Below are 14,298 nucleotides of genomic sequence, written 5' to 3' on the forward strand. Positions count from 1 at the left end.
CGGCACACCACCCGGACCGCGGGGCCGAGCCGCCCCGGGCGAAGGGGGCGAGGAGCCCGTCGCGGGGGTGCGTCACTCCACGCCGATGAGCAGCAGTGCGCCCTGTCGGCCGCCCCGGTACACCACCGTGTCCACGGCCAGGTAGGAGTCCCGCACCCGGGCCTCCAGGTGGGCGGCGACCGTCTCGGACGCCTCGTCGCCGATGACCAGGGTGACCAGTTCGCCGCCGGCCTGGAGCATGCGGTCCAGGACGGTCCCGGCGGTGGCCGTGACGTCGTCGCCGATCACCGCCACGTCACCGTCGATCAGGCCCAGCACGTCGCCGGCCTGGCAGATCCCGGCCGTCGTCCACGACCGGTGCTCGGCGACGACGACCTCCGCGTACCGGGTGGCGCCCGCGGCGGAGGTCATCTGGACCACGTCCTCGTCGAAACGGCGCTCCGGTGCGTGCACCGCGAGCGCGGCGATGCCCTGGACCGCGGAGCGGGTCGGGATCAGGGCCACCCGGATGCCCTCGGTGCGGGCCTGCTCGGCCGCCGCGGCGGCGGTGTGGCGCAGCTCGGCGTCGTTGGGCAGCAGCACCACCTCGCGCGCGTGGGCCCGCCGTACCGCCTGCACCAGCTCGCCGCTGGCGGGTGGCTCCCCGGGGCGCGCGAGGACGGTGGTGGCGCCGGCCTCGGCGTACAGCCCGGCCAGTCCCTCGCCCGGTACGACGGCGACGACGGCCCGCTGGGCGCGCTCACGCGGCGGGCGCCCGCGGCCGGTGTGCACGTCGGCGGCCCCGAAGTGGGTGATCCGGATCCGGTGGGGCCGCCCGGCCTCCACGCCGGCCTCCACGGCGGCGCCCGCGTCGTCCACGTGCACATGGACGTTCCACAGCCCGTCGCCGCCGACCACGACCAGGGAGTCCCCGAGGGCGTCGAGCCGGGCGCGCAGCCGGGCCACGGCCGCGTCGCCGGCCTCCAGCAGATAGATCACCTCGAACGCGGGCCCGGACACCGGCCCCGGGCCGCCCCCTGCGCCCGCGTCGGCGCACAGCCCGGCACCGGGAACACCGTCCGCGCACGCGTGTGCACCGGCTTCGGCCTCTTCCGCGCACGGGCCCGCACCGGAAACGACCGCCACGCGCGCGTGGGGGGCGGCTTCGGGCTGCTTGGGGATTTCTCGTACCGGCTCCCCGGTGCACGCCTCCACCAGGGCTCCCAGCACCGCCACGAGACCCCGGCCGCCCGCGTCGACCACACCGGCCCGCTCCAGCACGGCCAGCTGGCCCGGAGTGGCCGCCAGGGCCGCCCGCGCGCCCTCGTAGGCGGCGCGCGCGACGCTCCCGCAGTCGCCCTCGGCCCCCGCCGCGGCGTCGGCGGCGGCCGAGGCGACCGTGAGCACCGTGCCCTCCACGGGGTGGGCCACGGCCTGGCGGGCGGAGTCGGCGGCCCGGCGCAGGGCGAGCCGCAGTTCCCTGCCGTCGCCGCGGGACGGGGCCCCGTTCCCGGCGAGCACCTGTGCCATGCCCCGCAGCAGCTGCGCGAGGATCGTCCCGGAGTTGCCGCGGGCCCCGATGAGGGCCCCGTGGGCCATCGCGTGGACGGCGTCGGCCAGCGAGGGCTCCCCGGAGCCGGTCGCATACCCGGCGAACACGGCCTCCACGGCCGTCGCCGCCGACTCCAGCGTCAGATACAGGTTGGTCCCCGTGTCGCCGTCGGCCACCGGGTAGACGTTGATCGCGTCGATCTCCTCGCGGGCCCGCCCGAGCGCGCGCAGCGCCAGACCGCACCAGGTGCGCACCGCGAGAGCATCGAAGAACGTCTGCGGCACCTGCGCCACCTGCGCCTCCCTGAGCTGGCTGGACGTGGACGCAGCGTAGACCCCGCGGCGGTGGCCTGCGGCGGGAGGCCGGGAGCGGGAGCCTGAGCTGCCATGGTAGTTTCGCTGTACGGACGCAGTCGTTGTATGCTGCTCCGGTTGCCCGATCCGATCGGGCCATTCCCCCTGGCAGCGCCACTCAGATCACAGGTCGTACGATCTCGATCCCGGCATGCCGGGATCAACCGTAAGTGCATCTGAAGTCTTTGGAGTGACCCGTGGCTGCCAACTGCGACGTCTGCGGCAAGGGCCCGGGCTTCGGCAACAACATCTCGCATTCGCACCGCCGTACGCCCCGTCGCTGGAACCCCAACATCCAGCGCGTGCGTACCGTGGTCGGCGGGACGCCGAAGCGCGTGAACGCTTGCACCTCGTGCATCAAGGCCGGCAAGGTCTCGCGCTGACGCTACAGCTGAGCGCGCGGCCACTGCCTGGTTCGTGCACTGAGCCGGTCCACCTCCGGGTGGGCCGGCTTTTTGCCGTACCCGCGGGTGACGCCGGTGCCCGCCGGGGACGGCGCCGTCCGCCCGGTCTCAGGGAGTGTCCCGCGCGAGGGCCCACCCGTGGTCCACGGGCCCGATCCCGGCGCCGAGGGAGAACCCGGCGGCGATCGCGCCGGTGACGTACTCCTTGGCCGCCGCGACCGCCTCCGGCACGGACCGCCCCTTCGCCAGGCCGCACGCGATGGCGGAGGCGAGGGTGCAGCCGGTGCCGTGGGTGTGCCGGTTGTCGTGGCGCGGTGCCCGGAGCAGGTGTTCGGCACGGCCGTCGGTCAGCAGGTCCACCGCCTGGTCCGTGTCCGCCAGGTGCCCGCCCTTGATCAGTACCCACCGCGGCCCGTACTCGAGCACGGCCGCCGCGGCCCGCCGCAGGTCGGCCTCCGACTCGACCCGCACGCCGGTGAGCTGCGTGACCTCGTCCAGGTTCGGGGTGGCCACGGTCGCCGCCGGCAGCAGCTTCGTCCGTACGGCGTCCAGTGCGGAAGCGGCCAGCAGCGGGTCGCCGTGCTTGGAGACGCCGACCGGGTCCACCACGGCCGGCGCGTCCGTACCGGTGATCAACTCGGCGACCGCCTCGACCAGTTCGGCCGAGGACAGCATGCCCGTCTTGACCGCCTGGACGCCGATGTCGTCCACGACACTGCGGTACTGGGCCCGTACCGCCGCCACGGGCAGCTCCCAGGCGCCCTGCACGCCCAGGGAGTTCTGCGCGGTCACCGCGGTGAGCACGCTCATCCCGTGCGCGCCGAGCGCCAGCATCGTCTTCAGGTCGGCCTGGATGCCCGCGCCCCCGCCGGAGTCCGACCCCGCCACCGTCAGCACACGGGGGATCATGACTCGATGTCCCCGAAGTGGTCCCAGCCGCCCTTGCTGGTCCAGGGTGCCCCGTCGACGGTCACCTGGGGCAGCGCGGAGGGGTTGAGGACCTCGCCGATCACCTTCCAGCGGGCCGGGAGCTTGGTGTCCGCCGGGAAGGTCGCCACGATCGCGTGATCCTCTCCCCCGCTCAGCACCCACTGGAGCGGGTCGACGCCGACGGCCTGCCCGATGTCGTTCATCTGCGTCGGGATGTCGATGGCGCCGGAACGGATGTCGATCCGGACCTTGCTGGCCTCGGCGATGTGCCCGAGGTCGGCGATCAGGCCGTCGCTGACGTCGCACATCGCGGTGGCGCCGAGCCCGGCGGCGGCCGGGCCCGCGTGGTACGGCGGCTCGGGCCGCCGGTGGGCCTCCACGAAGGCGCGCGGCGAGCGGAAGCCCCGGGAGAGCACCGCGTAGCCGGCCGCGGACCAGCCCAGCCAGCCCGTGACGGCCACGAGGTCGCCGGGCTGGGCACCCGCGCGGGTGACCGGCTCATGGTTGCGCAGATCACCGAGCGCGGTGATCGCCACCGTGATCGTGTCGCCGCGTACGACGTCCCCGCCGACCACGGCGGCGCCGGCGACCTGGCACTCGTCGCGCAGGCCGTCCATCAGCTCGCTGGGCCAGGTGACCGGCAGTTCGGCCGGGACGACCAGGCCGAGGAGCAGCGCGGTCGGTACGGCGCCCATCGCGGCGATGTCCGCCAGGTTCTGCGCGGCGGCCTTGCGGCCGACGTCGTAGGCCGTGGACCAGTCGCGGCGGAAGTGCCGCCCCTCCAGCAGGACGTCGGTGCTCGCCACGACCCGGCGGTCCGGTGCGGCGACCACCGCGGCGTCGTCGCCGGGGCCGACCCGGACCGCCGGGGTGGTGGTGAGACGGGAGGTGAGCTCCCTGATGAGCCCGAACTCCCCGAGCTCACCAACAGTGCCCTTCATGTCCCTTGCTCCCCTTCTCTCCCTGGCCGTGCCCGGTCGCGCGTCTTCAGTGTCCCCGATACGGTCGAGGTGACCGCCGTCGCGATCGGCACGGCCGCCGGGAACGGCCGTGGTGACCGTCGATCCGCGGTCCGGATGACCGTCAACGTCCGTCGTGCCTGCACCCTGGCGCGCAAGCCCGGCTCCCGCGGGTCTCCCCGCGGGGAGCGGCGACGCGATACCGTGGCGTTCCTTTCCCCCACATGATCCTCGTGGCCGCCCTGGAGGTTCCGTGGTACAGGCGTACATCCTGATCCAGACGGAGGTCGGCAAGGCGTCGACCGTCGCCGAGACGATCAGCAAGATCCCCGGAGTGATCCAGGCCGAGGACGTGACCGGACCGTACGACGTCATCGTGCGCGCCCGGTCCGAGACGGTCGACGACCTCGGACGCATGGTGGTCGCCAAGATCCAGCAGGTGGACGGCATCACGCGCACCCTGACCTGTCCGGTCGTGCATCTGTAGCCCCCGTCTACGCTTGGCCGGTGAACATCTTCCGTCACCGGACCCTCGCCCTGCTCGCGCCCGCCCTGCTGCTCGCGGCCGCGGCCTGTTCCCCGGCGGACGACAGCACCACGGTCGCGGTTCCCACCCCCGACGCGAAGACCGCGCCGGCGTGCCGAGACCTGGACCGGGTGCTGCCCCGGAAGGTGAACGGGCAGACCCGCGCCGATCCCGAGCCCCGGTCCGTCTACACGGCGGGCTGGGGAAGCCCGGCGATCATACTGCGCTGCGGCATCGTCCGGCCGCCGAAGATGGTGGACCCGAAGGTGGCGCTGGGCGACGACCCCGACGCGATGGGCGGCGGGGTCAACGGCGTCGACTGGCTGATGGAGAAGGAGAGCGACGGCACCTGGCGGTTCACCACGTCCGAGCGCCGTGCCTACGTGCAGGTGACACTGCCGAAGAAGTGGTCCGGGCCCGACGACAGCGCGCAGGTCCTCATGGATCTGGCGCCGGCGGTGAAGAAGGCGATCCCGAAGGGACTCGCCTCCATGCGGGGCTGAGCCGGCCCGGGATCAGCGCAGACCGGTCGGGCGGCGCAGCGCGGCCCCCACCAGCCGGTCGATCAGCTCGGGGTAGCTCACGCCCGTGGCCTCCCACATCTTCGGGTACATCGAGATCGGCGTGAAGCCGGGCATGGTGTTGATCTCGTTGATCACGAACTCGCCGTCCTCGGTGAGGAAGAAGTCCGCGCGCACCAGGCCCTCGCAGGAGGCCGCCTCGAACGCCTCGACCGCCAGCCGGCGCACCTCGGCGGTCTGCTCCCCGGTGAGCGGGGCCGGGACGATGCCGGGCGTGGAGTCGATGTACTTCGCTTCGAAGTCGTAGTAGGCGTGCGCGTCCGGCGGCGGGATCTCGGCCGGGACGGAGGCCCGCGGACCGTCCTCGAACTCCAGGACGCCGCACTCGATCTCGCGTCCGCGCAGCGCGGCCTCGACCAGGATCTTAGGGTCGTGCGCCTGCGCCTCGGCGATGGCCTCGTCCAGGCCGGACAGGTCGTCGACCTTGGTGATGCCGATGGACGAACCCGCGCGCGCGGGCTTCACGAACAGCGGCCAGCCGTGCTCGCCGGCGAAGTCGACGATCTTCTTGCGGGCGGCGGACTCGTCCTGCGCCCACTCACGGGGCCGGATCACCACGTACGGGCCCACCGCGAGCCCGAAGGAGGTGAACACCCGCTTCATGTACTCCTTGTCCTGGCCGACGGCCGAGGCGAGCACCCCCGCTCCCACGTACGGCACCCCGGACAGCTCCAGCAGTCCCTGAAGGGTGCCGTCCTCGCCGTAGGGGCCGTGGAGCACCGGGAAGACCACGTCGACCTCGCCGAGCGCCTTGGGCACGGAGCCCGGCTCGCTGTAGACGACCTCGCGGTTCGCCGGGTCGACGGGGAGCACCACGCCGCCCTCGTGGGACTCCGCCAGCTCGTCCACGGTGGGCGTGCGGCGGTCGGTGATGGCCATCCGCTCCGGCTCGTCGGCCGTCAGGGCCCAACGGCCGTCCGAGGTGATGCCGATCGGCAGGACGTCGTACTTCGTCCGGTCGATGGCCTTGAGGACGGCGCCGGCGGTGACCACGGAGATTCCGTGTTCGGAACTGCGCCCGCCGAACACGACCGCCACGCGCGGCTTGCGCGACGGCTGCTCAGGGCTCTGGGGAAGGTTCTCGGTGCTCATATCGGGTTGAGAGTACCCGGAGGCGGCGGCAACGTCAGCGCGCGCCTCCGGGCCGTCGCTCAGCGTCGCACGGACGGTCGCGCAGCGTCGCGCGGGAGGCCTTCGGGAGCCGGGTGGGGGGCGGTTCAGCGCCGTTCGGGCTTGGCGCTGCGGGCCATCAGCTCCTTGAGGGCGACGACCGGCGGCTTGCCCTCGTGCACGATGCTGACGACCGTCTCGGTGATGGGCATGTCGACGTCGTGCCGGTGGGCCAGATCCAGCACGGACTCGCAGGACTTGACGCCCTCGGCGGTCTGCCGGGTGACCGCGATGGTCTCCTGGAGGGTCATGCCCTTGCCGAGGTTGGTGCCGAAAGTGTGGTTGCGGGACAGCGGCGAGGAACAGGTGGCCACCAGGTCTCCCAGGCCCGCGAGTCCGGAGAACGTCAGCGGGTCGGCGCCCATGGCGAGGCCCAGCCGGGTGGTCTCGGCGAGGCCGCGCGTGATGAGCGAGCCCTTGGCGTTGTCGCCGAGTCCCATGCCGTCGGCGATGCCGACCGCGAGCCCGATGACGTTCTTGACGGCGCCGGCGAGTTCGCAGCCGACCACGTCGGTGTTGGTGTACGGCCGGAAGTACGGGGTGTGGCAGGCGGCCTGGAGCCGCTGGGCGACCTGCTCGTCGGTGCAGGCCACGACGGCCAGGGCGGGCATCCGGGCGGCGATCTCGCGGGCCAGGTTGGGCCCGGTGACGACCGCGATCCGGTCGGTGCCGACCTTGGCGACGTCCTCGACGACCTCGCTCATCCGCATGGTGGAACCGAGTTCGACGCCCTTCATCAGGGAGACGAGGACGGTGTCCGGCGCGAGCAGCGGGGTCCACTCGGCGAGGTTGGCGCGCAGGGTCTGGGAGGGGACGGCGAGGACGGTGAAGTCCGCGTCCCCGAGGGCCCGGGCCGCGTCGGCGGTGGCGCGCAGGTTTTCCGGGAGTTCCACTCCGGGCAGGTAGTCGGGGTTGGTCCGCGTGGAGTTGACCGCCTCGGCCAGCTCCGGGCGGCGGGCCCACAGGGTCACCTCGCAGCCCGCGTCGGCGAGGACCATGCCGAAGGCGGTCCCCCACGAACCGGTGCCCATCACGGCCGCCCGCACAGGCTTGCTCACGTGCTCTGCCCTTCCGCTCGCTTGCCCTGCGCCTGCGTCTGCGCCTGCGCCCGCGCTGGGGTCTGCCCCCGGGTCTGCGCCTGGACCTGCCCGTGCGTCTGCGCCTGTGCCCGTGCCTGGGGCTGCGTCTGCCCCTGGGCCCGCGCCTGGGCCTGGGTGCGGCGGCGCTGCTCGATCCGCTCACGGCGCGGGTCGTACGGCGTCTCGGGCGCCTTCTCGCCGCGGATCAGCTCCAGCTGCCGGGTGACGGCCGCCATGATGACCTCGGTGGCCTCCTTCAGCACGTCCGGGGTCATCTCCCTGTCGTAGAAACGGGACAGGTCGACGGCCGGCCCCGCCAGTACGTGGTGGGTCTTGCGCGGGAAGAGGTTCGGCTTCCTGGCGTACGGCGGGAGCAGTTCGTTGGCGCCCCACTGGGCGACCGGGATGACCGGGCACTTGGTCTGGAGGGCCACGCGGGCGGCTCCGGTCTTGCCGGTCATGGGCCAGCCGTCGGGGTCGCGGGTGAGGGTGCCCTCGGGGTAGAAGGCGACGCACTCACCGCGTTCGACGGCGGCGATCGCGGCCCGGAAGGCACTGAGCGCGTCCGTGCTCTCGCGGTAGACGGGGATCTGCCCGGTGCCGCGCATGGCGGCGCCGACGAATCCCTTCCGGAAAAGCCCGCTCTTCGCCAGGAATCGCGGAACCCGCCCGGTGTTGTACTGATAGTGCGCGTAGGCGAAGGGGTCCACGTGGGAATTGTGGTTCACCACGGTGATAAATCCGCCCTCGGCCGGAATGTGTTCCATTCCACGCCAGTCCCGCTTGAGCAGAACCACCAGCGGCGGTTTGCAGAGCACCGCGGCGAAGCGGTACCAGAAGCCGATTCTGCGGCGGGGCACAAGGACACCTTCCTCTAGGACTGCCATCCCGGCGGGGGCTGCCCAAGTCTGGCCCCGGGCCGCCGGTCTGTCGAGAACACCGTACGCCCCGACACGCGGGCGGCCCGAGGCCCCCGGGTGACAATGAGCGCGACAAGAGAGGGACGGTACGCCGGTGCAGTGGACCTTGGTCATCCCCCTGAAGCCCCTCACGCGGGCCAAGAGCAGGCTCGCGGACACCGCCGACGACGGCGTCCGCCCGGGCCTGGCCCTCGCGTTCGCGCAGGACACGGTGGCCGCGGCGCTGGCCTGCGCGGCGGTCGCGGATGTGGCGGTCGTCACGGACGACCGCCTGGCCGGCCGGGAGCTGGCGGCGCTGGGGGCGCGGATCGTCCCGGACGCTCCGGGCGGCGGCCTGAACGCCGCCCTGGCGCACGGCGCGGCCGTCGTACGGGAAGGACTCCCCCGCGCCGCCGTGGCGGCCCTGAACGCCGATCTGCCGGCGTTGCGCCCGCCGGAACTGTCGCGGGTACTGGAGTCGGCCGCGCAATTCCCGCGCGCTTTTCTCGCGGATGCGGCGGCACTGGGCACCACACTGCTCGCCGCTGCGCCGGGCCGGGAATTGCGGCCGGCGTTCGGCGTCGATTCCCGATCCCGGCACCGGGCGTCGGGCGCGACGGAACTCGTGCTGACGGGAGTCGATTCGGTACGGCAGGACGTGGACACCGGCGCGGATCTGCGCGCGGCACTGGCGCTGGGGGTGGGCCGGTATACGGCGGCCGTGTCCGCGGGGCTGCTGATCCCGGAGTGCTGACAAATCCCGGGAGGGGGCGGGAAACCGCGTGCGCTGCCACGACGGGCCCGCGGCCGGCAGCCGGGCCCGGGGCCCGGCGGTGCGCCGCGTGAGGCACTACGCTGGCTGTCATGCAGGCGACCGCGTACACGTACGACCCCGGCACCCGCAGCGGGCAGGTGCTGCTCGACGACGGCACGCCCGTGCCCTTCGGCACGGCGGCGTTCGACCGGGGCGGGTTGCGGCTGCTGCGGCCCGGGCAGCGGGTGCGGATCGAGACGGAGGGCGAGGGCGACGCCGCGCGGATCACCCTCGTGACCCTTCACACGCTGTAACTGCCCCAACGCTGCAACTGCCCCTGCACACGCCGCGGGCCGGACTCCCTCGGGGAGTCCGGCCCGGCGTGTGTCGCCCCGGCGGCCTTACGACGTCGCCTTGCGGGCGGTGGTCTTCTTAGCGGTGGTCTTGCGGGCCGTCGACTTCTTGGCCGGGGCCTTCTTGGCGGTGACCTTCTTCGCCGGAGCGCTCTTGGCCGTGGCCTTCTTCGCGGTGGTCTTGGCGGCTCCCGTGGTCTTCTTGGCGGGCGCCTGCTTCGCCGGGGCCTTCTTGGCGGTGGCCGTGGCCTTCTTCGCCGCACCCGTCTTCTTGGCGGCGCCCGCGGTCTTCTTCGCCGTACCCGCGGTCTTCTTGGCGGCGGCCTTCTTGCCGGCGGCCTTGGCGATGGTGGGAGGCGGGCCGGACAGGCTGCCCTTGGGCGCCTTCTTGACGGCCACCTCGCCGCCGCGGGGAAGCTTCTTCGAGCCGCTCACCAGGTCCTTGAAGCCCTGACCGGCGCGGAAGCGCGGCACGGAGGTCTTCTTGACCCGAACCCGCTCGCCCGTCTGCGGGTTCCGGGCGTAGCGGGCCGGGCGGTCCACCTTCTCGAAGGAGCCGAAGCCGGTGACCGAGACCCGCTCGCCCGCGACGACCGCGCGGACGATGGCGTCCAGGACATGATCGACGGCGTCGGCGGCCTGCTGGCGGCCGCCCAACTTGTCGGCAATCGCTTCTACGAGCTGCGCCTTGTTCACGTCTTCCCCTTCGGAGACATCGCCAGAACGAAAGTGTTCAAGCTTTTTCGCACGTTAGGCAGATATATACCGCAAATCAAACACGAAACGGGCTTATCACCCTTGTGCCGCAACGGACTCGGCCGTCCCGGACGGTTCAGCGGTCCTCTCCGGGGATCCGACCCGCGTCGAGGTCCGCCGTGAACCGATCGAGCCGCCTTGCCGCGTCGGCGAGATCGTGCTTGGCCGCGGCCGTAATGACCAGCAGCTTCCGGGTCAGCGCCATCCGTACGCCCTCCGGGACTTGCAGTGCGCGCACCTTCGAGTGCGCTTCCTTGAGCTGGTTCGCGACCGCCGCATAGAGCTGGAGTTGGCCGTCGTGTCCCATGCACAGATTGTGCCATCTGGGGCGAGTTGTCGCCTGCGCAGGGGGCAACTGCCGCCTCAAATGGCTTTGCAGGCACTTGCGGAGGGCGCGAACACAGCACTCACCTACCCGAGCAACAGCCGTCGTAACGTGGGAAGTTGGGTGTACCAGGGGGGATGCGCGGGGTCGTTCGGGTGCAGACATGGCTGTACCCCCGATCGTGGCGATCGGGGGTACAGGCGGGGTGTTGGGGTGGCCGAAACCCGACCCGCTCGGGGGCCTGGGCGGCGCCGGATCAGACCGGGAGCGTCCGCGGCTTGTAGGCGGGCCGCCCGGCCTCGTAGGCGGCGATGTCGGGCTCGTCCCGGAGCGTGATCGAGATGTCGTCCAGGCCGTTCAGCAACCGCCAGCGGGAGTTCTCGTCCAGCTCGAAGGGGGCGGTGACACCCGGGGCGCGCACCTCACGGGCCTGGAGGTCCACCGTGACCTCGACCGTGGGGTCGGCCTCGGTCAGCTCCGACAGCGCGTCCACGGTCTTCTGGTCCAGGACCACGGTGAGCAGGCCGTTCTTCAGCGAGTTGCCCCGGAAGATGTCCGCGAAGCGGGAGGAGATCACGGCCTTGAAGCCGTAGTTCTGGAGTGCCCAGACGGCGTGCTCACGGGAGGAGCCGGTGCCGAAGTCGGGGCCGGCGACCAGGACCGTGGCGCCCTGCCGCTCGGGGCGGTTGAGGATGAACTCCGGGTCCTTGCGCCAGGCCTCGAACAGCCCGTCCTCGAAGCCGTCCCGGGTCACCTTCTTGAGCCAGTGGGCGGGGATGATCTGGTCGGTGTCGACGTTGCTGCGGCGCAGCGGCACGGCCCGGCCGGTGTGGGTGGTGAAGGCTTCCATGGTTATCGGACTCCAGCGGGCGTACGGTCGTCGGTCAGGTCGGCCGGGGAGGCCAGGTGTCCCAGGACGGCGGTGGCCGCCGCTACCTGCGGCGACACCAGGTGGGTACGGCCGCCCTTGCCCTGCCGTCCCTCGAAGTTGCGGTTGGAGGTGGAGGCGGAGCGCTCGCCCGGGGCCAGCTGGTCGGGGTTCATGCCCAGGCACATCGAGCAGCCCGCGTGCCGCCACTCGGCGCCGGCCTCCTTGAAGACGACGTCCAGCCCCTCGGAGACGGCCTGGAGACCCACGCGCGCGGAGCCCGGCACGACCAGCATCCGTACGCCGTCGGCGACTTTGCGGTCCCGCAGGATGTCCGCGGCGGCGCGCAGGTCCTCGATGCGGCCGTTGGTGCAGGAACCTACGAAGACGGTGTCCACCGTGATGGTCCGCAGCGGCTGTCCGGCCGCCAACCCCATGTACTCCAGGGCCTTTTCGGCGGCGACGCGCTCCGAAGCGTCTTCGTACGAAGCCGGGTCGGGGACGTCCGCCGAAAGCGGCGCGCCCTGGCCGGGGTTGGTGCCCCAGGTGACGAACGGCGACAGCTCGTCGGCGCGGATGACCACCTCGGCGTCGAAGACCGCGTCGTCGTCCGTCCGCAGGGTCTTCCAGTAGGCGACGGCCTCGTCCCAGTCGGCGCCCTCGGGGGCGTGCGGGCGGCCCTGGAGGTAGGCGAAGGTCGTCTCGTCGGGGGCGATCATGCCCGCGCGGGCGCCGGCCTCGATCGACATGTTGCAGATGGTCATCCGGGCCTCCATCGAGAGCTTCTCGATGGCCGAGCCGCGGTACTCCAGGATGTAGCCCTGGCCGCCGCCGGTGCCGATCCGCGCGATGATCGCCAGGATCAGGTCCTTGGCGGTGACGCCCTCGGGCAGCTCGCCGTCGACCGTGATGGCCATGGTCTTGGGGCGGGCCAGCGGCAGCGTCTGGGTGGCCAGCACGTGCTCGACCTGGGAGGTGCCGATGCCGAACGCCAGCGCGCCGAAGGCGCCGTGCGTGGAGGTGTGCGAGTCGCCGCAGACCACGGTGGTGCCGGGCTGGGTCAGGCCCAACTGCGGGCCGACGACGTGGACGACGCCCTGCTCGATGTCGCCCAGCGGGTGCAGGCGCACCCCGAACTCGGCGCAGTTCCTGCGCAGCGTCTCCAGCTGGGCGCGGGAGACCGGGTCGGCGATGGGCTTGTCGATGTCGAGGGTCGGGGTGTTGTGGTCCTCGGTCGCGATGGTGAGGTCGAGGCGGCGGACCGGGCGGCCGTTCTTGCGGAGCCCGTCGAAGGCCTGGGGGCTGGTCACCTCGTGCAGCAGGTGCAGATCGATGTAGAGGAGGTCGGGCTCGCCCTCGGCGCGCCGGACGACGTGGTCGTCCCAGACCTTCTCCGCGAGTGTCCTACCCATCGCTTTCCCTCCGGCCGGCGAACATCCACCGGCCCAACTAGAGATCTTGAGGAGCGGCGACTGCCCTTCTCGGGCCCCTGAAGTCGTGATTCCGGGCGTGCACCGCCGGGCCCGTCGGTGTGCGGGCCGCTGTGTGATTCCAGGGTGGCGCGTTCCACCGAAAATTGAACTTGCGTTTCACAGAGTGAGACGTGAGTATCGTTGCATGGACAACAGTAGCGGCGTCGGCGTTCTGGACAAGGCGGCCCTCGTCCTGAGCGCTCTGGAGTCCGGTCCGGCCACCCTCGCGGGTCTGGTCGGGGCCACCGGACTGGCACGACCCACGGCCCACCGCCTGGCCGTGGCCCTGGAACACCACCGCATGGTGGCACGCGACATGCAGGGCCGGTTCATCCTCGGCCCGCGCCTCGCGGAACTCGCGGCGGCGGCGGGCGAGGACCGCCTGCTGGCGACGGCCGGACCCGTGCTCACCCACCTCCGTGACGTCACCGGCGAGAGCGCGCAGCTCTACCGCCGCCAGGGTGAGATGCGGATCTGCGTGGCCGCGGCGGAGCGTCTGTCCGGTCTGCGGGACACCGTCCCGGTCGGCTCCACGCTCACGATGAAGGCCGGCTCCTCGGCGCAGATCCTGATGGCCTGGGAGGAGCCCGAGCGCCTGCACCGCGGCCTCCAGGGCGCCCGCTTCACGGCGACGGCCCTGTCGGGCGTACGGCGGCGGGGCTGGGCGCAGTCGATCGGCGAGCGCGAGCCGGGGGTCGCGTCCGTCTCCGCGCCGGTACGCGGGCCGTCCAACCGGGTGGTGGCGGCCGTGTCCGTCTCCGGGCCCATCGAGCGCCTGACGCGCCACCCGGGCCGGATGCACGCCCAGGCGGTCATCGACGCCGCCGGCCGCCTCTCCGAGGCCCTGCGCCGCTCGGGCTGAGAGCGGCCGGTCCACTCCCGCCGGGAAGGGGCGGCCCCGACGCCGCGGCGGCCCTTCTCCGACGTGAACGGACGGACCGGTGGACCTCCGGTCAGCGGGACCGGGCGCGCGCCCTCGCCAGGGCGCCGTCCAGGGCTTGCCGCACGTCGTCGGACAGCGGTCCGCCGCTCGCCCGGTCGACGACGAGACCGGCGACCGTACGCAGCTTCCTGTTGGTGTGCTGGGAGACGTCCCGGAGGACGTCGAAGCCCTGCCCTGGGTGCAGTCCGCCGAGGGCGACGACCACGCCGATCGCCTGGTCGATCAGGGCGCGGGAGGCGATGGCCTCCTGCAGCTGGAGTTTTTCCCGCTCCAGGTCGGTGATCGTGGCCGCGGGACCGGCAGGCTCCGGCGTCAGCCGCGTCGCGGCCGGGTCAGGCCGGGCGTCGTGCCGGACATCCATCGTGATCACATCCCTGAAGTGCTCTGCGCGTCTG

17 protein-coding genes are annotated in these 14,298 nt (G+C 72.5%); 6 read left to right on the forward strand and 11 right to left on the reverse strand.

Going from position 1 to position 14,298, the window contains the following annotated elements:
- Window positions 1-72: 72 nt before the first annotated feature.
- A complete protein-coding gene (locus tag ACGFT1_RS19090; protein WP_373910139.1) occupies window positions 73-1,824 on the reverse strand; it encodes a DAK2 domain-containing protein in 1,752 nt (583 codons plus the stop codon).
- Between the two features lie 257 nt (window positions 1,825-2,081).
- On the opposite strand from ACGFT1_RS19090, the gene rpmB reads away from it, so the two are divergent.
- Window positions 2,082-2,267, forward strand: a complete 186-nt coding sequence (rpmB, locus tag ACGFT1_RS19095) for a 50S ribosomal protein L28 (protein ID WP_004924906.1) — start codon at window positions 2,082-2,084, stop codon at window positions 2,265-2,267.
- Window positions 2,268-2,396: 129 nt separating this feature from the next.
- Here rpmB and thiD read toward each other — a convergent pair whose 3' ends face one another.
- Together thiD and ACGFT1_RS19105 are read right to left on the reverse strand one after the other, a co-directional pair.
- Window positions 2,397-3,197, reverse strand: coding sequence for a bifunctional hydroxymethylpyrimidine kinase/phosphomethylpyrimidine kinase (gene thiD, locus ACGFT1_RS19100; RefSeq protein WP_373910140.1), 801 nt, complete (start codon window positions 3,195-3,197; stop codon window positions 2,397-2,399).
- A complete protein-coding gene (locus ACGFT1_RS19105) occupies window positions 3,194-4,159 on the reverse strand; it encodes a thiamine-phosphate kinase (RefSeq protein ID WP_373910141.1) in 966 nt (321 codons plus the stop codon). Before ACGFT1_RS19105 ends, thiD begins: the two co-directional genes overlap by 4 nt.
- Window positions 4,160-4,430: 271 nt before the next feature.
- On the opposite strand from ACGFT1_RS19105, the gene ACGFT1_RS19110 reads away from it, so the two are divergent.
- Together ACGFT1_RS19110 and ACGFT1_RS19115 are read left to right on the forward strand one after the other, a co-directional pair.
- Complete coding sequence (locus tag ACGFT1_RS19110) at window positions 4,431-4,664, forward strand: Lrp/AsnC family transcriptional regulator (protein WP_121786712.1); 234 nt, start codon at window positions 4,431-4,433, stop codon at window positions 4,662-4,664.
- Window positions 4,665-4,684: 20 nt separating this feature from the next.
- Window positions 4,685-5,206, forward strand: a complete 522-nt coding sequence (locus tag ACGFT1_RS19115; protein WP_373910142.1) for a DUF3515 domain-containing protein — start codon at window positions 4,685-4,687, stop codon at window positions 5,204-5,206.
- Between the two features lie 12 nt (window positions 5,207-5,218).
- Here the strand turns inward: ACGFT1_RS19115 and ACGFT1_RS19120 are convergent, their stop codons facing one another.
- The 3 genes from ACGFT1_RS19120 to ACGFT1_RS19130 all read right to left on the reverse strand — a co-directional run bounded on the left by ACGFT1_RS19120 (window position 5,219) and on the right by ACGFT1_RS19130 (window position 8,393).
- Complete coding sequence (locus ACGFT1_RS19120; protein WP_373910143.1) at window positions 5,219-6,376, reverse strand: D-alanine--D-alanine ligase family protein; 1,158 nt, start codon at window positions 6,374-6,376, stop codon at window positions 5,219-5,221.
- A 125-nt stretch (window positions 6,377-6,501) separates the two neighbouring features.
- Window positions 6,502-7,512 (reverse strand): NAD(P)H-dependent glycerol-3-phosphate dehydrogenase, encoded by a 1,011-nt coding sequence (locus ACGFT1_RS19125; RefSeq protein ID WP_373910144.1) that lies wholly within the window; start codon window positions 7,510-7,512, stop codon window positions 6,502-6,504.
- Window positions 7,509-8,393, reverse strand: a complete 885-nt coding sequence (locus ACGFT1_RS19130) for a lysophospholipid acyltransferase family protein (protein WP_373910145.1) — start codon at window positions 8,391-8,393, stop codon at window positions 7,509-7,511. Before ACGFT1_RS19130 ends, ACGFT1_RS19125 begins: the two co-directional genes overlap by 4 nt.
- A gap of 154 nt (window positions 8,394-8,547) precedes the next feature.
- Here ACGFT1_RS19130 and cofC point away from each other — a divergent pair, with 154 nt between their 5' ends.
- Together cofC and ACGFT1_RS19140 are read left to right on the forward strand one after the other, a co-directional pair.
- Entirely contained in the window at window positions 8,548-9,186 is a 639-nt protein-coding gene (gene cofC, locus ACGFT1_RS19135) for a 2-phospho-L-lactate guanylyltransferase (protein ID WP_373910146.1), read from the forward strand.
- Between the two features lie 110 nt (window positions 9,187-9,296).
- Window positions 9,297-9,500 (forward strand): hypothetical protein, encoded by a 204-nt coding sequence (locus ACGFT1_RS19140; protein WP_373910147.1) that lies wholly within the window; start codon window positions 9,297-9,299, stop codon window positions 9,498-9,500.
- 87 nt (window positions 9,501-9,587) lie between these two features.
- Here ACGFT1_RS19140 and ACGFT1_RS19145 read toward each other — a convergent pair whose 3' ends face one another.
- The 4 genes from ACGFT1_RS19145 to leuC all read right to left on the reverse strand — a co-directional run bounded on the left by ACGFT1_RS19145 (window position 9,588) and on the right by leuC (window position 12,900).
- The gene (locus ACGFT1_RS19145) at window positions 9,588-10,235 is read right to left on the reverse strand and encodes an HU family DNA-binding protein (RefSeq protein ID WP_373910148.1); all 648 of its coding nucleotides are present in this window, start codon (window positions 10,233-10,235) and stop codon (window positions 9,588-9,590) included.
- Between the two features lie 136 nt (window positions 10,236-10,371).
- Window positions 10,372-10,602: a hypothetical protein gene (locus tag ACGFT1_RS19150; protein ID WP_373910149.1), complete on the reverse strand. Its 231-nt coding sequence runs from the start codon at window positions 10,600-10,602 to the stop codon at window positions 10,372-10,374.
- Window positions 10,603-10,876: 274 nt separating this feature from the next.
- Window positions 10,877-11,470, reverse strand: a complete 594-nt coding sequence (leuD, locus tag ACGFT1_RS19155) for a 3-isopropylmalate dehydratase small subunit (RefSeq protein WP_373910150.1) — start codon at window positions 11,468-11,470, stop codon at window positions 10,877-10,879.
- A 2-nt stretch (window positions 11,471-11,472) separates the two neighbouring features.
- Window positions 11,473-12,900 (reverse strand): 3-isopropylmalate dehydratase large subunit, encoded by a 1,428-nt coding sequence (leuC, locus tag ACGFT1_RS19160; protein WP_373910151.1) that lies wholly within the window; start codon window positions 12,898-12,900, stop codon window positions 11,473-11,475.
- A gap of 205 nt (window positions 12,901-13,105) precedes the next feature.
- Here leuC and ndgR point away from each other — a divergent pair, with 205 nt between their 5' ends.
- The gene (ndgR, locus tag ACGFT1_RS19165) at window positions 13,106-13,822 is read left to right on the forward strand and encodes an IclR family transcriptional regulator NdgR (protein WP_356822533.1); all 717 of its coding nucleotides are present in this window, start codon (window positions 13,106-13,108) and stop codon (window positions 13,820-13,822) included.
- A gap of 91 nt (window positions 13,823-13,913) precedes the next feature.
- On the opposite strand, the gene ACGFT1_RS19170 is transcribed toward ndgR, so the two are convergent.
- The gene (locus tag ACGFT1_RS19170; protein WP_373910439.1) at window positions 13,914-14,264 is read right to left on the reverse strand and encodes an ANTAR domain-containing protein; all 351 of its coding nucleotides are present in this window, start codon (window positions 14,262-14,264) and stop codon (window positions 13,914-13,916) included.
- Between the last annotated feature and the right edge of the window lie 34 nt (window positions 14,265-14,298).

Source organism: Streptomyces sp. Y20, from assembly GCF_043195475.1.
GTDB lineage: Bacteria > Actinomycetota > Actinomycetes > Streptomycetales > Streptomycetaceae > Streptomyces.